Source organism: Octadecabacter algicola (assembly GCF_021532625.1).
Taxonomy (GTDB): domain Bacteria; phylum Pseudomonadota; class Alphaproteobacteria; order Rhodobacterales; family Rhodobacteraceae; genus Octadecabacter; species Octadecabacter algicola.
Map to the genome: position 1 here is coordinate 502,043 of NZ_JAKGAR010000002.1, position 17,734 is coordinate 519,776.

Genomic DNA, 17,734 nt, shown 5'->3' on the forward strand with positions numbered 1-17,734 from the left:
CCTACAGTCCTTTCCGCTGTTTGGGGCGGCTGCTTTCCCAGTCTTTGTGGGCTGCAGTGACTTTTGGGTTTTCTGAAACATGTGGGGTGCCGACTTCCCACCATGTGTGTCCTTCGGTCGTCCATCCCTCGTAAGGATCGACTTTCATTACGATGACGTAGGTTTGGTCAGCCGCCTTTGCGCGGGCAAAGGCCTCGGCAAGGCCAGATGGGTCGGCAACGGTTTCCGCCAAAGCGCCCATGGACTGCGCGTGAGCTTCGAAATCAACGCCGACCTGATGGGTGGCTGTTGGCGTATCCGCGATCAGGTTGTTGAAGCTTTCGTTGCCGGTGTTGTTTTGCAGTTTGTTGATGACCGCAAAGCCGCCGTTGTCCAACACCATGATGATCATCTTTTTCTCGGTTAATACTGAGGAGTAGATATCCGAATTCATCAACAGATATGACCCGTCACCCGTGAATACGATGGTATCCTGATCCGGCTCTTTTTCGGACTGCGCGATCCGTGCGCCCCAGCCGCCAGCAATTTCATAACCCATACAAGAAAAGCCGAATTCAACATCGACCGTTCCGATATCCAACGTGCGCCAGTTTGCGGTAACTTCGGCAGGTAGCCCGCCAGCAGCGGCGACGATGCGATCACGTGGATCGCACGCGGCGTTAACCACACCAATCGCCTGCGCATAAGACGCAGGACCATTCCCGAGGCGCGTGTTGCCTTCGACATAGTCGTCCCACTTGACCCGTTCAGCTTTGGCGGTTGCGACCCAGTCCTCGGGGGACACATATCCAATGAGTGCGTCTTGCAAAGCTCCAAGCGCCAGTTTGGCATCACCAACGACAGTTGCCGACATGTGTTTTGCCGCATCATGGCGCGCCGCGTTCAATCCGATGATCTGTGCGTCTTGGGCAAATGCAGTCCACGACCCTGTCGTGAAATCTTGCAATCGCGTTCCAACGGCGAGAATTACATCAGCCTTTTCAGCAATCGCATTTGCACTGTCCGACCCCGTCACCCCAAGTGGTCCGATGTTGAGGGCGTGCGTCGCTTTCAGGTTCGCACGTCCAGCGATGGTTTCGACAATAGGGATAGAATGGGTCTCGGCGAAAGTTGTCAGTTCTTCCACAGCGCCGGAGTATTGCACACCACCACCCGCGATGATCATCGGGCGTTTTGCGGTCTTCAAAAGCGCGGCGGCCTCGGCAATTTCTGCGATATCCGCAGCCTGACGTCGGATTCGATGGACGCGTTTATCAAAGAAGGAGGCGGGGTAATCATATGTCCAACCCTGAACGTCTTGCGGCAAACCAAGGAATGCGGGGCCGCAATCTGCGGGATCAAGCATGGTATTCAGCGCTGCGGGCAAGGATTGGATGATCTGCGCGGGGTGGGTGATCCGATCCCAATAACGGCTGACGGCCTTAAAGGCGTCGTTAACACCAAAGGTTGGATTTCCATAATGTTCGAGTTGTTGCAGCACAGGATCGGGCAGGCGAGTCAAAAAGGCATCGCCACACAGAAGCAACAACGGCAGACGGTTCGCATGGGCCAGTGCGGCGCTAGTCAAAAGATTCGCCGTGCCGGGGCCGGCACTTGCGGTGCAAAACATAAAGCGGCGGCGCAGATGCGCCTTGGCGTAGGCCGCTGCCGCAAAGCCCATGCCTTGTTCGTTCTGGCCACGATAAAGGGGCAATTCATCTTGATGGTCGTGCAAGGCTTCGCCGAGGCAGGTGACATTGCCATGGCCGAATATGCCAAATCCACCGCCACACAGGCGCGTTTCTACGCCGTCTATTTCAATGTATTGTGCTGCAAGATACCGCACGATTGCTTGCGCAGTTGTCAGCGTGATTGTTTGGTTTACGTTTGCCACAGCGGCGCCTCCACGAAATTGAGCATGACGCACAGCAAATCGCTATTGACCTGCGCCCCCAATCAAAGATAGCCGTTTTGCAACCGGTTGCAACGGGATTCTTTTGGGAGAGAGAAAAAGTGGCTGAAATTGGAATTGGACTGATCGGCGGCGGCTATATGGGTAAGGCCCATTCCGTTGCATATGCGGCTGTCGCGGGGGTGTTCGATACGCCATTGCGCCCCGTCCTTGAGATGATCTGCGCGTCGTCGCCTGCGTCCGCCGAACGCTACCGTGCATCCTATGGGTTTAGACGTGGAACTGACGATTGGCGCACGCTGGTTGCAGATGATGCAGTAGGTGCAATCGTCATCGCTTCGCCGCAGTCCACGCACAGAGAAATCGCAGAAGCCGCGTTTGCGCTGGGCAAGCCGGTGTTTTGTGAAAAGCCACTTGGTGCCTCCCTAGAGGACAGCCGCGCAATGTTATCGGCGGCTGAGGCTTCAGGCGCAGTTCACATGACGGGATTCAACTACATCCGCACGCCTGCGTCGCAGTTTGCAAGGCAGCTCGTTGCCGAAGGGCGGATCGGGGATGTCACGTGGTTTAGGGGTGAGCACACCGAGGACTTCCTCGCGGATGAGACACTACCAGCGACATGGCGCACGACAGGGGATGCCAATGGGACCATGGGCGATCTCGCGCCCCATATGATCAACGCTGCGCGTGCGCTGATCGGGCCTATTGTCAGCTTGAACGCCACTGCGGAAACCGTTCACAGCACCCGCCCAGGCGGGATCGTTGATAACGATGACCAAGCACAGATGATGTGCCGGTTTGAGAATGGCGCACAGGGACACCTGTTCTTTAGCCGGATCGCGACAGGTCGAAAGATGGGCTATGCCTATGAAATCCACGGCACAACGGGCGCGATCCGTTTTGATCAAGAAGATCAGAACGCACTGCATCTTTATACGATGGAAGGCCCCGAGGCCGAACGCGGGTTTCGCAAAATCCTAACGGGACCGGCGCATCCTGACTATTTGCCGTTCTGTCAGGGCCCCGGCCATGGGACAGGGTATCAAGACCAAATTATCATCGAGGCCCACGACTTTTTGCGGGCCATCCATGAACAACGCAACATCTGGCCAACCTTCGCCGAAGGAATGGAAGTAAACCGCGTTGTCACAGCTGCACTGGCTTCAAGTCGCACAGGCACTTGGGTCGACATCAAAAATTTCTAACTGAAAGGGCTTGATCATGATCAAGATTGGGAACGCACCATGTTCTTGGGGAGTCGAGTTTGCGGATGATCCGCGCAACCCGAACTGGCGAAAAGTACTGCAGGAAAATGCAGGCGCAGGTTACACAGGGATCGAACTTGGCCCCGTCGGGTTTATGCCTGAGGACCCAGCGGTCTTGTCGGACGCGCTTGAAGAGTTCGGACAAACTCTTGTGGGTGGCGTGGTGTTCCGGCCATTCCATGACCCTGACGCGTGGGATGATGTGATGGACGGCGCTGTTCGGACTTGCAAAGCATTGCAGGCCCACGGAGCAGAGCACCTTGTTTTGATCGACAGTATTTCACCACGCCGCGCGCCCACAGCGGGCCGCGCTGATGAAGCCGAGCAAATGGATAAGGCCGAGTGGACAGCATACCGCGATAAGTTTGCGACAATCGCAAAGATGGGGACCGAAGAGTACGGCCTCACGGTCGGTATTCACGCACACGCTGGCGGGTTCATGGATTTTGAACCTGAGCTGGACCGCTTGCTGGCTGAAGTCGACGAAAGCATTCTTAAGATCTGCTTTGACACAGGGCACCATTCCTATGCAGGCTTTGATCCGGTGGCGTTCATGCGCCGCAATATCGACCGTATCAGCTACATGCATTTCAAGGATATCGACCCGAAAGTAAAAGCGCAGGTCGTTACCAACCGCACTGATTTCTACGATGCCTGTGGGCAGGGGATCTTCTGCAACCTTGGCGACGGAGACGTCGATTTCCCAGCGGTTCGTCAGGTCCTGTTGGATAATGGTTTTGACGGATGGTGCACCGTTGAACAGGACTGCGACCCAGAAGGCGACACATCGCCAATTGATGATGCAAAACTAAACCGTGCTTACTTGCGGTCTATTGGATTTGAAGGAGCTTAACGTCATGGCGAAACTGAAATGGGGTATGATCGGCGGCGGCGAAGGCAGTCAGATTGGGCCTGCACACCGTCTTGGGTCCGGTTTGGACGGGCTTTTTGAATTCTCGGCTGGCGCATTGGATCACCGCCCCGAAGAAGGTATCGACTACGGTAAACGGCTCGGGCTTGGCGATCGGGCCTATGGGTCTTGGCAGGATATGCTTGAAGGCGAAAAGAAACGCGACGACCGCGTTGATCTCGTTACTGTGGCTACGCCAAATTCGACACACTTTGAAATCACCAAAGCCTACCTTGAGGCCGGTTTTCATGTGCTTTGTGAAAAGCCGATGACCATGACCGTTGAAGAGGGTCAGGAAATCGTTGAGATCGCTAGCAAGACAGGCAACATCTGCGCCGTAAATTATGGGTACTCTGGGTATTCATTGGTTCGGCACATGCGCGCGATGATTGCGCGTGGGGATATCGGCAAGGTGCGTTTGGTGAACGCGGAGTTTGCGCATGGTCACCATGCAGATGCGACGGATGCGGATAACCCTCGTGTGCGCTGGCGGTATGATCCTGCGCAGGCGGGTGTGTCTGCACAGTTTGCCGACTGCGGAATTCATGCGCTGCATATGGCGAGCTTTGTGACGGGCCAAGAAGTCACCAAACTTTCGGCGGACTGCGTGTCTTGCATCGATGTGCGTACGCTTGAAGACGATGCGATGGTGAACTTTCGAATGGATGGTGGCACGGTTGGACGTTTGTGGACGTCGTCCATTGCGATAGGTCGACAGCACGGGTTGGGCATTCAGGTGTTCGGGGAAACTGGTGGGCTGCGCTGGAGCCAGGAACACCCCAACCAGCTTTACTATATGCCGCTGGGGGAGCGTTTGCAGGTCATTGAACGCGGCGAAGAGAACCTTTCACCAGAAGCAGATCGCACCAGCCGCGTGACCATCGGTCATGCCGAAGGGATGCCGCTGGCGTTTGCCAATATCTACACCGATTTGGCCGAAGCCATCAGCGCGCGCAAAGAAGGCCGTGTTATGGACCGCGCGGCGAACCTGTTCCCACGTGCTGAGGACGGGTTGCGTTCAATGGCGGCTGTCGTGGCTGTCGCTGAGTCCGGCAAGCAAGATGGTGCGTGGCTTGATGCGCGCCCCCCAATGTTTCGCTAATTAAAGGGCGCCCGTTTTTTCGGGCGCCTAAGCAGGCCGCAGCGTGCCGCGTTCGACAACGGATCCGTCGAATAGGCGGGCCTTAGGCTCTAGCGTGGGGTCGGCAACCAATTCGGTAACGCGCGCAATGGATGCCGCGATGATTTCGGACACTGGGTTATGAATCGTGGTTAGGTTTATGCTTTCCCAACCCGCCATTTCCATGTCGTTCAGCCCGATGATACCGACATCCTCCGGAACCTTTAGGCCTGCTGTCTGAAGTGCGGACATAGCCCCTATGGACAACACGTCATCGCCACAGAAATAGGCTTGTGCAGGCTTTGATGCCAACAGACGGGTCATTTCTTCGCGGCCAGCCTCGAAGGAATAGGCTGTGGCGAAACTGGAGGTCGCGGTCATGCTGCCATGTTGTGCGACTTCTTCCATGAACCCCGCTTGGCGGTCGATTGTCGACGTCGCACTGGCTGGGCCGCCCAAAAATCCGACATTTGTATAGCCGCGTTCAATTAGGGTTCGCGCGGCCAGTCTTCCGGCAGCGATGTTATCGATCCCTAAAACATCCACAGCTGGCGCTTCGGTTTGGCGGCCGAAAGAATGCACCACAGGAACACCTGCATCACGGAAAGCACGCGCAAAGTCATGGGGCAGGGTGGAGGATGCGACAATCACACCATCTACCGAATACTGGCGAAGCATCCGCACGGACGCTTCTGGGTCGGTTTCGTCCGTCAGGTTCACCAGCAATGGGCGCAGATCCCGTTCATGCAGCCCGCGAGTAAACAGGTCGAACACTTCGAGGAAAATGGGGTTGTGAAAGTTATTTGAGACAAGGCCGATCATCTTGGTGCGACCGGTGGTCAAAGACGACGCAAGCGCATTGGGGCTGTAACCTAGCTCAGTTGCCGCTGCCATGACCTTGTTTCGGGTCTTGGCGGAAACAGACGCGCCCTCAGTGAAGGTGCGTGAAACCGCGGAGCGAGACACGCCCGCGAGTTCCGCAACATCTTTTAAAGTGACAGCCATACTGTCCTATTCATCGGAAATGGTGCTGTAGTCAATCGTGGCAAACTGCCACGCGCATACGACGCCAATTCCTATGAAGATAATTGCCCAGAGAACGGCACCCGTGCTCAGCTCGAATAGGCCCCACGCCGCCAAAACTATGACAATGGCGACGCGGATCCAGGCGGGCGCAAAGAAGGGGTGGTATAGATCGATGAGTTTTCTCATGCGACCCCTTCGTATTCTGCGCCCGTTTTGGCACCTGTGATGTAGCTCACGACATCCTCGCCTGTGTAATCGCCGTTCTTAATGTCGAGGTTCGCACAAATGCGCCCACGACGAAAGACGATGATACGATCCACAAGATCAAACACCTGCCGCATGTTGTGCGAGACAAGGATCAGGCTTTCACCCTGTTCCTTGAGCGTGCGAACGATGTTTTCGACCTGCGCAGTTTCTTGCACACCAAGGGCCGCTGTTGGTTCATCCATGATAGTCAGCTTTGACGCAAACGTTGCTGTGCGGGCGATGGCAACACATTGGCGCTGTCCGCCAGACATATTGGCGATGCTGTTCTTGATGTTCGGGATTTTGACGCCCGTCTTTTCGAGCCCAGCCATGGTGTCACCACGCATGCCCTTATAGTCCAGCAAACGGAACGGACCGAGCCAATTGAACTTGGTCTTTTCACGGCCAAGGAACAGATTGTCCGGCACGTTCAGATCGTCCGCAAGAGCGAGGGTTTGGAACACGGTTTCGATCCCAGCTTCGCGGGCATCTAGCGGACCCGCAAAATGGACTTCTTGGCCATCAAAGGTGACGGTGCCACGCGTGCGTTGTTCAACGCCTGTGATCTGACGAACAAAGGTAGACTTGCCCGCACCGTTGTCGCCCATGATCGCGACATGTTCGCCGCGCTCAAGTTTGAAATCCGCATCTTCAAGTGCGTGAACGCCGCCGTAGTGTTTGGTCAGGCCTTTGGTTTCCAGAATGATATCTGACATTGGTATGCCCTCCCTTATGCTCGCGCCGCGGCGCGTTTTTGTTGCCACTGATCAAGCGCGACTGCGCCCACAATGATGCAGCCAAGAACCATCTCTTGGTAGTAAGCGCCAAGGCGCAAGAACGTGAAACCGGACGTGATAACGCCGATAATCAGCGCGCCGATAACGGTGCCAATGATCGAACCGCGCCCCCCGAACAGGGACACGCCACCGATCACGGCCATGGCAATCGCTTCGAGTTCGTAAGATAGACCCATGCCGGATTGCGCTGTCAGGTTTTTGGACGTCAGGATCACTGCGGCAAGGCCAGCCAGACCGCCAGCGATCAAGTAAACCAGCACAAGGTGGCGCGGCACGTTGATGCCCGACATCCGCGCTGCGGCTTCATTAGAACCAATCGCGTAGGTGTGTTTGCCGTAGACGGTATAGTTCATAATGAAATGGAACAGCACCGCGAGCGACAGGAAGATGATCACGGGCATCATACCTGCGCCGATTTTGGCGTAACCTTCAGTCGGGAAAGACACAGGGTTACCCAGCGACCACCACTGCGCAACGCCGCGCGCAAATAGCATCATGCCAAGGGTCGCGATGAACGGCGGAATGCGAGAGTAAGCGACCAATACCCCGTTTATGATACCGGCAAGCATACCGACACCCAGGCCGACGAGAACTGGTACAACGACAGGTAAATCCAAGGCCCAATCGCCAAAGATCGCTTTTGGATTCGGGCCGCCGTTCACTTCGGCGACTTGCGCGAAACTCATCGCGATCATCGCCGTTGCGCCCACAACGGACCCTGACGACAGGTCGATACCGGCCGTGATGATCACCTGAGTGACGCCAATTGCGATGATACCGATGATTGCGACCTGAATAATAATGATCCGAAGGCGCGCTTCGTTAAAGATGCTGTCAAAACGGTCACGGGAGTCAAACAGAAGGCTTTGCTGCATGAAGATCGCGCCGAGAATTTCGAAGATAATCACGATTAGAATAAGGGCCGCAAAGACGTTTAACTCGTTAGGCCATTGGCGCTTAGATTTGTCATACGTCAGGCCGCCTGTGCCTTCACTTGTGTCCGACATCGGTCCGTTCTCCTACATGATCGGGGGTGTTGTTTGTGGTGCAGGGCCGCATGTCGCAGCCCTGCACAGTATCTGAATTCTCCAGATTGGCTTACTGGAGGAAGTCACCAATGTTGTCTGGTGTCACCAGCTTGAAAGGGATGAAGACAGTCTGGTCGACCTCTTCGCCGTTGATCAGCGCGATTGCTGTGTCGATGGAACCAGCGCCCTGACCAGCAAGGTCTTGGAATACTGTTACGTCCATTTCACCCGCCTGCATGGAGAGCAGCGCATCAGAAGTCGCGTCAACACCACCAACGACAACGTCGTCCATGGAAATGCCAGCAGCTTTCATTGCCTGAATAGCGCCCAGCGCCATTTCATCGTTGTTGCCGAAAACAGCGTCGAATGGCTCACCGGAAGAAATCCAGTTTGTCATCAAATCGTTTGCTTCATCGCGAGACCAGTTCGCTGTCTGCTCATCGATCAAAGTAATGAAGTTGCACATGTCCATGCCGATAACGTCATGGAAATCCTTGGAGCGCTGAACCGCAGCTTGGTTAGAAAGCTGACCCATCAACATGTACGCAGTCGCGCCACCGGATTTGCCCTCTGCACGAAGCTGACGACACATCTGGAATGCGGCCAAAGTACCGGATTCGATTTCGTTGGATGCCACAAATGCCTGACCTTCTGGCAGTGTGTCCATGTTGACTGGCTGACGATTGACGTAAACGAGTGGTACGCCTGCAGCCGCTGCAGCGTTGGACATCGCTTCTGTTGCGTTTGTATCAACTGCGTTCACGATGATTGCGTCGACGCCAGATGCGATGAAGTTGTTGATCTGGTCGAGCTGCTTTGCAACGTCGTCTGTCGCATCTTCGATCTGCAAAGATACGCCGTCCAGCATTTCTTCGTGAGCAGTCATACCGTTACGCATAACGGTCAGGCCGTTGTCGTCAAAACGCGCAACGGATACACCGATTTGCTGCGCCATAGCCGATGTTCCCATCAGCATTGTCAGGCCTGCGGCCATAAATAGCTTGTTCATTGGTTTCCTCCCAAAAATCGTGCCCGGCACACGGTTCATTTCCCGGGGCCCTTATTAAAAGGGCTTTCTCTTCACAGCTTCTCAGGCCTCCCTTTCGGCGATTTGAGCAGTTATGAATTTCGTTGACTCAGCGATGTTTGCGACTGGGTTTTCCAGCGCATGAACGTCGGCTGAAAAAGCCTCAAAAGAATACGGACCGTCGTAGCCTTGCGCCCGCAGTTCAGCGATTTGCGCAATATTTCCGAGGCGATCTTGGTCATCGACCAGCCCCCGCATTTCGTCCGTCATGTCGTCAAATTTCACGTGGGGGTCAGACACCCCGGAGATATGAACAATCTTGGTCTCTGCGGCGAAAACATCAGTTTCGCCCGACAACGCGTGGTGAAACGTATCGTGGATAAGCGCGAAACAAGTCGGGTTGTGTATTTCATCCAACACTGCACGCACATCTGCTTTCAGTCGCAAACTGGCGTTGGGGAACCCTAACGGTTCGATCAATCCTGTGATGCCGGAGTTTTCAAACAACGGCAGCAACGCGGTCAGTGTGTCGCGCAATTGGTCCCGTTGGACTTGACGCGGTACTGGGCTGTCCTGGATGCGCGGGATGAGCGCGATGGCCTCTGCGCCGCAGTTTTTTGCAATATCGATCAAGGCGCGAACCTTGTCGTGGCTTTGTGTGTCGTTATCGTTGAAGCCATAGACTTCAGCCAAAGCCAGAATGCGTAATGCTCTGCTGGCAGCGGCGTCGCGTATCACTTCCGGCGCATTATTATCAAACAAAGGCGTCGCCAAGTCATTGCGCAGCTCAATCCCGACGCATCCCATTTCAACAGCCGCATCCATAGTCGCGAGCGTCGCGGCGTGAGGCATAGTTTGATGGTTTAGACCGATAGGAAACATTCAGTGGCAGCCCTTTGATTCGGGACCCAGTTTAGTTCGGATGGAAATTTTTGCAACCGGTTGCAGTTTTGGGGCGGGACGGCCGAAAAAGCGTTCCGAAAAGGAGACGAAAGGGCCCCGGTAGTGGCAGGTGCCGTCAGCAGGCGCAGCCGATCACAGTATTGACGGTACCAAATGGGGCTAAATGTTAAGAGAGTATTCTTTGTGCGTTGCCTCCAAAACGGAGCCGACGATGTGACAAACTGCGGGCGCCATGGATCGGATTGTGGCTGGGTTTAGGCCCCAAAGATGGCAGTTGCTTCGACTTCGACCTTAAATTCTTCGCGAGTGAAGCCGCATACGATCAAGAGGGTTGATGCGGGTCGAACAGTGACCCCGTCGAGCCATGCATCACGAACCGCCATATAGTCTGCGAAATAAGAACGATCGGTGACGAAAGCGCTGAGACGAATAACATCTTTGGGGCCGCACCCTGCGTCTTTTAGGATGGCGGAAATGTTAGCAAAGCACTGTTCGGCCTGTGCGCGCACGTCGTCGGCACAGCTGCCATCCGGCGCAAGCCCGAGCTGCCCTGACGTGACTACTAAATGGCTGACTGGCCCGGTTTTGATCCCGTGGTTGTAGTCGCCAAACGGTGGGGCAATTGTGATCGGGTTTATGGCCTGTGTCATGATTTGGGCGCCTCTAGGTTTGACTTAGAATCGGCATGTGATGCCATTTTGGGCGGATACAAGCATAGGGTGTGCCTCTAAACACAGCACTCCTAAGTAGATGGCGCTCGTTTTTTGCACAGTGAAGGGCGAAGCGCTCAAGAATTAACCTATTCTTAGTATCTCATTACAAAAGCAGTCCTTTGGTTCGTGCGATCCCGCGCGACGCCTCGTTAGCTTTATCCGTGACCTTTCACCCATGGAGATTTTCAATGACCCTTAAGCAAACAATCACTGTCGCTTCGCTGGCAGCTATGACAGCAAGCAGCGCGTTCGCTCAAGACCTGACGCCCGTTACATTTGGGACCAACTGGCTTGCCCAAGCCGAACACGGTGGTTTCTATCAGGCCGTGGCTGACGGCACCTATGCTGAATGCGGCTTGGACGTAACAATCGTGTCTGGTGGCCCGCAGGTTAACAATCGTGCGCTGATGTTGGCTGGTCGCATTGACTACCACATGGGCGGCGATCTGTTGCAGGCGTTCAACGCTGCCAAGGAGGGCATCCCTGTAGTTGCCGTAATGGCCACGTTCCAAAAACACCCGCAGGTCATCCTTTCACACCCTGGCCAAGCTGAGACTTTTGAAGACTTGCGCGACCTAACGCTTTTGATCGGCGACAACGGTTTCACGTCCTATTACCAATGGATGATGGCTGAGTATGGCTTCACGGCTGAACAACGCGAGCCGTACACGTTTAACCCAGCGCCTTTCGTAGCCGATGAAACCAAAGCCATGCAGGGCTACCTTTCGTCCGAACCCTATGTGATCGAAAACGAAGCGGGTTTCGTCCCAGACACGTTTCTGATCGCTGATGCCGGGTATTCGACCTACGCCACAACAGTTGAAACCATGGCCGACACCATTGCTGAAAACCCCGAGCAAGTTGCCTGTTTCGTCGACGGGTCGATCACTGGCTGGTACAACTACCTATACAACGATCACTCCGCCGCGGATGCCATGATCATGGAGGCCAACCCTGACATGACCGCAGACAAGATCGAGTATGCTATCTCGAAAATGTTGTCTGAAGGTATCGTGGACAGCGGCGACGCACTTGAGCTCGGGATCGGTGCCATGACCGATGAGAAGATCGAAGACTTCTACAACAAGATGGTCGCAGCTGGCGTGATTGAGGCTGGTCTGGATTACTCCGCTACCTACACAACTCAGTTCGTGAACGCGATGCTGGGCATGGACCTTAGATAAGTCGTTGAACTGAAGATGATGCGAGCAGGGGCGGGATTTTTCGCCCTTGCTACCGATCGAGAAAGCAAGACATGTCAGACCATTCCATAATACCGCCGATGGGGCAGCGCGACGAACTGCTTAGCATGACCGACGTCGACAAGGTCTTTAATGGCAACGTCGAAGCGCTCAAGAATTTGAACCTGACCGTCAATCAGGGTGATTTTATTTCGCTCCTCGGACCATCTGGTTGCGGCAAATCCACAGCACTGCGCCTTATTGCGGGGCTGATGCGTCAGACCTCTGGGCAGATAAAATGGAACGGTGGTTTGAACGAAGGTGACCTTGGTGTCGTGTTTCAAGAACCCACCTTGATGCCGTGGGCGACAGTAGAGCAGAACGTCTGGCTGCCACACCGCTTGCGCGGCAAGTCCCTTGACGATGTGCGCGGCGATATCATGTGGGCGCTCAAGATGGTGGGGCTTGAAAAGTTCCAAAAATCCTACCCGCGCGAACTGTCTGGCGGCATGAAAATGCGGGTGTCAATTGCCCGTGCCCTCGTGACACAGCCACGGTTGATCCTGATGGATGAGCCCTTTGCCGCGCTCGATGAAATCACGCGTCACAAGCTGAATAACGACCTTCTGATGCTGCGCGACAAGCTTAAGTGCACCGTCATTTTCGTGACCCATTCCGTTTTTGAATCGGTTTTCCTGTCTGACCGCATCGTCGTGATGGCCGCGCGTCCGGGACGGGTTTCGGCAGAAGTTTCTGTTGATGCTCCTTATCCGCGAACAGAAGAGTTCCGCACGTCGGCGCAATACGCCGAACTGTGCCGCAAGGCGTCGGATGCCTTGCATGGCGCGATGAACCAACATGGCGAAAGGGCATCCGCATGAGCGCCCCAGAGATGCACGCAGCACAGGCCCCTGTGGTGGATCAAGAAGAACTACAGCATGCCCGCGCGCAGCGCCGCGACAAAATCGCGAAGTGGTCGTTGCCTATTCTGATGCTCGCGCTTGCGATTTTCCTATGGGACAGGATTGTCGTCTGGAACGATATTCCGCACTACATCCTACCGGGGCCGGGACTTGTTATTCGGACCTTGATTGAAGATTGGGGCATGTTGTCGGATGCGCTTTGGGTCACTCTCAAGATTACGCTGATGGCCCTTGGTGTGGCCGTTGTTGGGGGTGTCGGCTTGGCCGTTCTGTTCACCCAATCGCGCTACTTTGAAATGGCATTTTACCCTTTTGCGGTCATCTTGCAGGTAACGCCTGTGGTGTCGATTGCTCCGTTGATCTTCATCTATGTCGACAGCCGCCTTGCGGGGCTATTGTTGTGTGCGTGGATCGTGGCGTTTTTTCCAATCCTGTCCAACACAACGCTTGGTCTGAACTCGACGGACCATAACTTGCGCGACCTTTATAAGATTTATGGGGCGACCCGCTGGCAACGCTTGCGGTATCTGCAACTGCCGACCGCACTGCCATATTTCCTTGGCGGTTTGCGGATTGCGGGGGGGCTATCCCTGATCGGGGCCGTTGTTGCCGAGTACGTTGCAGGTACCGGCGGGATCGGATCTGGCCTTGCGTTTCGTATCTTGGAGGCAGGCTATCGTCTCAATATTCCGCGTATGTTTGCGGCACTCATTCTGATCGCGGCAACAGGTGTGGTGATCTTCACTTTTGCTTCGTTACTTAGTCACGCGCTTTTGCACAAATGGCATGAAAGCGCCATCAAACGGGAGAATTAATGGAATTTTGCGTTTTGCCCAGCGGCGCGAAGACCCTTCGAAATGTTACTGTCCCAGCCTGCTTGATCGGGCGAGACGGTGACCTAATAACCACAGACCTGACCATCACAGATGGTTTGATTACATCAACGGACGCTGGGCAACCGGCCGAAACTGTAATCAATATGAAAGGCGCAATTGCTCTGCCGTGCTTTGTCGATATGCATACGCATCTGGACAAGGGGCACATTTGGCCGCGTGCGTCCAACCCGGACGGGTCCTTTATGGGAGCGTTGACGACCGTCCATGCAGACCACGTGAACTGGACAGCTGACGACGTCGAAGCGCGGATGGATTTCGCCCTTCGGTGTGCCTTTGCCCACGGCACAAAGGCTATCCGTACTCATATCGATAGCGCCGATGATCTTGCAGCATCGTCTTTTGGCGTGGTCGCAAAGTTGCAGGAACAGTGGGCCGGTAAGATCACCCTTCAGGCGTCCTGCCTCGTGGCGATTGATCGCGTGTTTCGCGATGACGGTATCTTTCCCGATATTGCTAAAATCGTTGCGGATACTGGAAACATCCTAGGCGCTGTGACTTATCCGGTGCCTGACCTTCAGGACCGATTGAACGACTTTTTCCATTTCGCTCAAACCTATGATCTGGACGTTGATTTCCACGTCGATGAAACGAACGATCCGACCTCTGATACCCTGCGCACGATTGCTGAAACGGTTCTGGCTTTGGGCTTCAAGAACAAGGTCACCGTTGGCCACTGCTGTTCGATTTCCGTCATGCCCGACAATGTCGCTGCTGAGATAATCGCGTTGGTCGCCAAGGCTGGTCTGCATGTCGTGTCTTTGCCGATGTGCAACATGTACCTGCAAGACCGCGAGGCAGGGCGCACCCCGCGCTGGCGCGGCGTAACGATGGCTCATGAGCTTAAGGCGGCGGGCGTCAACGTGTCATTTGCGTCCGACAACACCCGCGACCCGTTCTACGCCTACGGTGATCTCGATATGATCGAAGTCATGCGTGAAGCTACGCGTATTTGTCATCTAGATCACGGGCTGACCGATTGGCCCGCGTCATTTGTGACCAATCCTGCCGCGGCCTGCGGTTTCGATGACACAAGCCTGAATGTCGGTGCGCCCGCTGACCTGATCCTATGTAACGCGCGATCCTGGACCGAGTTTTTCTCGCGCCCACAATCGGACCGCATCGTGTTGCGAAACGGTGACCCGATCGACCGCACACTGCCTTCTTATTCCGAACTCGACCCGATTGAGAGCAAGCCATGACCCCTAATATTGCCGAAGCCAAAGCCAAGTTGTCCCATCTCGATATGGAGGCAAACCCAGCCACCGTGCGCAACAAATCACGCGATTTCTTTTGGTACTCACCGGTTCTCAAGGATGCGATGGATCACCTTGAGGCGGATTTCGTCATCAACGCGAAGTCCGAAGACGAGATCATTGAAATCTTGCGGGTTTGTTATGCCCACGATGTCCCAGTCACCATGCGCGGCGGCGGAACGGGGAACTACGGTCAAGCGATGCCGCTTGCGGGTGGCTGCGTGATCCACGTCACCAAGATGAACAAGATTAAGGAGATCGGCGCGGGTTTTGTCGTGGTTGAACCGGGCGCGATCATCAAAGAGCTCGACGATGAACTGAAGGAAAAAAGTGGACAAGAATTGCGCATGTTCCCGTCCACCTATTCGCAAGCCACAATCGGCGGCTTTATCGCTGGTGGGTCTGGCGGTGTCGGGTCGGCAAACTGGGGCGCGTTGCGTGATATCGGCAATATCAAACGCCTGCGTGTCATCACAATGGAAGCCGAGCCGCGCGTTCTGGAATTCACCGGTGAGGAATTGCACCGTGTCTCTCATGCTTATGGCACCAACGGTATCATCACAGAATTGGAACTGCCCCTCGCGCCAGCTTACGAGTGGACAGAACTGTTTGTGCGCTTCGATACCTTCCGCGCAGCGACCGAGTTTGCAGGGGCAGTTACCGCGGAGCCGGGCATCCTGATTAAGCTTGCGTCGGTTTATGCCGCACCCATCGCGCACGCGTATTTCCAGCGCGTAAAGCCCCATGTCACAGAGGACGACCATCTTGTTGGGTTGATGGCAGCGCCGCACAACATGGACGGCTTGTTGACTTTGCTGGAACGCTTTGAAGGCAGCGAAGTAATTTATCGCTCAGATGACAACACATGGGAACGCAACCCTGGTCCGATGTATGAATTCGGCTGGAACCACACAACGTTGCGGGCCATGAAGTTTAACAAAGGCCTGACGTATCTGCAGGTGCGTTATGGCGGCGACATCGAAAAGGTCATGGCCGCCTATGAGGCCTTTAAGGGCAAACTGCATATGCACCTAGAAGTCATGCGCGAAGAGGCGGGGCTGTCGTTTGCAGGTCTGCCGATTGTAGAACCGATGGACAAAGATGCGCTTGATGAATTGGTCGCCGAGCATGAGGCCATGGACTGCATGATCTTCAACCCTCACCGCTACACACTCGAAGAAGGCGGGCGGCAAGCCACGGACGCACGTCAGCTTGATTTCAAGCGCGAGTCTGACCCCAAGGGCCTTTTGAACCCGGGTAAAATGATTGCATGGGACGAGCCTGACTTCGATTACGCTGATATGTATTCCTACAAGGGCATCCGCCCAAAACCTGAGGCTGCCGAATGATCAGCCCCTCAAGCAAAGGGCGGGTTATGGTTCTGTTCGCCCACCCGTGCCCCGAAAGCTTTAATGCGGCGGTGCATAATGTGGTCGTCCAAACCCTGACTAAATCGGGTTGGGAGGTCGACGATTGCGACCTCAACAAAGAGGGATTTCAACCTGTCCTGACCGAGGTCGAACGGCGTGGTTATCACGAAGAGCCTGAAAACATAGAACCCGTGCGGCCTTATGTTGAACGCGTCAAAGCAGCGGATGCCATTGTGATGGTCTTTCCCGTGTGGAACTTTGGGTACCCTGCGATCCTCAAGGGGTTTTTGGACCGCGTTTTCCTCCCCGGGATTTCGTTCAAACTTATCGATGGAAAGGTACGCCCAGGACTCACCAATATCAAAAGGCTCTATGCGTGCACGACCTACGGTGGGACCCGTTGGCGGGCGATCCAGAACGCCGATCCACCACGTAAGACGGTAACACGGGCGGTTTGGTATGCCTGCGGGATGCCTAAGAAGAAATACATTGGTCTTTACGATATGAACCGCAACACCGAGGCGAAGCTAACTGCGCATCTTGAACGCGTCCGTCGTGAGATGGAGGCATTTTAGGCAATGAAGGCACTCGTTGTTTACAGTCACCCCCGTGAAGGGTCCTTTAATGCGGCGATCCGTGATTTGGTGATTTCGCGGCTGGAAGAACACGGCGTCGAGTACCGTCTTCGTGATCTTTACGCCGAAGGGTTCGATCCAACGATGTCAGCCCACGATCACGAGGTTTACGAAACCGTGCCAGAAAACCGCGCGCTTGTTGATCGCGATTGCACCGATCTGGAATGGTGCGATGCGTTGATCTTTGTCTACCCGACATGGTGGTATGGTATGCCCGCGATGCTTAAGGGCTGGTTGGACCGCGTAATGGTGCCTGGTGTGTCATTTATCCTGCCTGAAACAGTTGGTGGGGACATCAAACCCGGGCTGACCCATATCAACAAGTTGGGCGTTTTCACGACCTGTGGTGCGTCTCGTTTGTTGACGTTTTTCGTCGGCTCACCGGGCAAACGCACTCTTATGCGCGGCGTCCGTCTGTTGCTGGCCAAACGCGCCAAAACAAAGTTCGCGGCTCATTTCTTGATGGATAGTTCCACGCCTGAAAGCCGCGCCGCGCATCTTGATCTGGTCAAAACCCGTCTCGATAAGCTTATAACCGCCTAAACCAGAG

General features: G+C 55.0%; 18 protein-coding genes. 10 read left to right on the plus strand and 8 right to left on the minus strand.

The annotated features are described in order from the left end of the window. Position 1: 1 nt before the first annotated feature. Positions 2-1,873 (minus strand): 3D-(3,5/4)-trihydroxycyclohexane-1,2-dione acylhydrolase (decyclizing), encoded by a 1,872-nt coding sequence (gene iolD / locus L0666_RS09295; protein ID WP_235260987.1) that lies wholly within the window; start codon positions 1,871-1,873, stop codon positions 2-4. A gap of 119 nt (positions 1,874-1,992) precedes the next feature. On the opposite strand from iolD, the gene L0666_RS09300 reads away from it, so the two are divergent. The 3 genes from L0666_RS09300 to L0666_RS09310 are packed head-to-tail and all read left to right on the plus strand — an operon-like array spanning position 1,993 to position 5,168. After that, complete coding sequence (locus tag L0666_RS09300) at positions 1,993-3,096, plus strand: Gfo/Idh/MocA family protein (protein WP_235260989.1); 1,104 nt, start codon at positions 1,993-1,995, stop codon at positions 3,094-3,096. Positions 3,097-3,109: 13 nt separating this feature from the next. Further along, the gene (locus tag L0666_RS09305; RefSeq protein WP_235261421.1) at positions 3,110-4,009 is read left to right on the plus strand and encodes a TIM barrel protein; all 900 of its coding nucleotides are present in this window, start codon (positions 3,110-3,112) and stop codon (positions 4,007-4,009) included. A 4-nt stretch (positions 4,010-4,013) separates the two neighbouring features. After that, a complete protein-coding gene (locus L0666_RS09310) occupies positions 4,014-5,168 on the plus strand; it encodes a Gfo/Idh/MocA family protein (protein WP_235260991.1) in 1,155 nt (384 codons plus the stop codon). 27 nt (positions 5,169-5,195) lie between these two features. On the opposite strand, the gene L0666_RS09315 is transcribed toward L0666_RS09310, so the two are convergent. The 7 genes from L0666_RS09315 to L0666_RS09345 form a co-directional block, all read right to left on the minus strand. Further along, entirely contained in the window at positions 5,196-6,191 is a 996-nt protein-coding gene (locus L0666_RS09315; protein WP_235260993.1) for a LacI family DNA-binding transcriptional regulator, read from the minus strand. A 6-nt stretch (positions 6,192-6,197) separates the two neighbouring features. After that, on the minus strand, positions 6,198-6,398 hold the full coding sequence (locus L0666_RS09320; RefSeq protein ID WP_235260995.1) for a hypothetical protein: 201 nt from the start codon (positions 6,396-6,398) through the stop codon (positions 6,198-6,200). Beyond that, positions 6,395-7,174, minus strand: a complete 780-nt coding sequence (locus tag L0666_RS09325; RefSeq protein WP_235261003.1) for an ATP-binding cassette domain-containing protein — start codon at positions 7,172-7,174, stop codon at positions 6,395-6,397. Before L0666_RS09325 ends, L0666_RS09320 begins: the two co-directional genes overlap by 4 nt. A 14-nt stretch (positions 7,175-7,188) precedes the next feature. Beyond that, positions 7,189-8,262 carry an ABC transporter permease gene (locus tag L0666_RS09330; RefSeq protein ID WP_235261005.1) on the minus strand — a complete coding sequence of 358 codons (1,074 nt, stop codon included), beginning with the start codon at positions 8,260-8,262 and terminating at the stop codon, positions 7,189-7,191. Between the two features lie 91 nt (positions 8,263-8,353). Next, positions 8,354-9,292 (minus strand): substrate-binding domain-containing protein, encoded by a 939-nt coding sequence (locus L0666_RS09335; protein WP_235261013.1) that lies wholly within the window; start codon positions 9,290-9,292, stop codon positions 8,354-8,356. Positions 9,293-9,373: 81 nt separating this feature from the next. After that, positions 9,374-10,192, minus strand: coding sequence for a TIM barrel protein (locus tag L0666_RS09340; protein WP_235261023.1), 819 nt, complete (start codon positions 10,190-10,192; stop codon positions 9,374-9,376). Positions 10,193-10,467: 275 nt separating this feature from the next. After that, the gene (locus L0666_RS09345; protein WP_235261024.1) at positions 10,468-10,863 is read right to left on the minus strand and encodes a RidA family protein; all 396 of its coding nucleotides are present in this window, start codon (positions 10,861-10,863) and stop codon (positions 10,468-10,470) included. Between the two features lie 251 nt (positions 10,864-11,114). Here L0666_RS09345 and L0666_RS09350 point away from each other — a divergent pair, with 251 nt between their 5' ends. The 7 genes from L0666_RS09350 (at position 11,115) to L0666_RS09380 (ending at position 17,727) form a co-directional block, all read left to right on the plus strand. Then, a complete protein-coding gene (locus L0666_RS09350; protein ID WP_235261026.1) occupies positions 11,115-12,110 on the plus strand; it encodes an ABC transporter substrate-binding protein in 996 nt (331 codons plus the stop codon). 71 nt (positions 12,111-12,181) lie between these two features. Then, a complete protein-coding gene (locus L0666_RS09355) occupies positions 12,182-12,988 on the plus strand; it encodes an ABC transporter ATP-binding protein (RefSeq protein WP_235261028.1) in 807 nt (268 codons plus the stop codon). Further along, positions 12,985-13,845, plus strand: coding sequence for an ABC transporter permease (locus L0666_RS09360; RefSeq protein ID WP_235261042.1), 861 nt, complete (start codon positions 12,985-12,987; stop codon positions 13,843-13,845). Before L0666_RS09355 ends, L0666_RS09360 begins: the two co-directional genes overlap by 4 nt. Next, positions 13,845-15,125: a cytosine deaminase gene (locus L0666_RS09365; protein WP_235261044.1), complete on the plus strand. Its 1,281-nt coding sequence runs from the start codon at positions 13,845-13,847 to the stop codon at positions 15,123-15,125. Before L0666_RS09360 ends, L0666_RS09365 begins: the two co-directional genes overlap by 1 nt. Beyond that, on the plus strand, positions 15,122-16,528 hold the full coding sequence (locus L0666_RS09370) for an FAD-binding oxidoreductase (protein WP_235261046.1): 1,407 nt from the start codon (positions 15,122-15,124) through the stop codon (positions 16,526-16,528). Before L0666_RS09365 ends, L0666_RS09370 begins: the two co-directional genes overlap by 4 nt. After that, positions 16,525-17,124: an NAD(P)H-dependent oxidoreductase gene (locus tag L0666_RS09375; RefSeq protein WP_235261048.1), complete on the plus strand. Its 600-nt coding sequence runs from the start codon at positions 16,525-16,527 to the stop codon at positions 17,122-17,124. Before L0666_RS09370 ends, L0666_RS09375 begins: the two co-directional genes overlap by 4 nt. Before the next feature lie 3 nt (positions 17,125-17,127). Next, entirely contained in the window at positions 17,128-17,727 is a 600-nt protein-coding gene (locus L0666_RS09380; RefSeq protein WP_235261049.1) for an NAD(P)H-dependent oxidoreductase, read from the plus strand. The last annotated feature ends 7 nt before the right edge of the window (positions 17,728-17,734 follow it).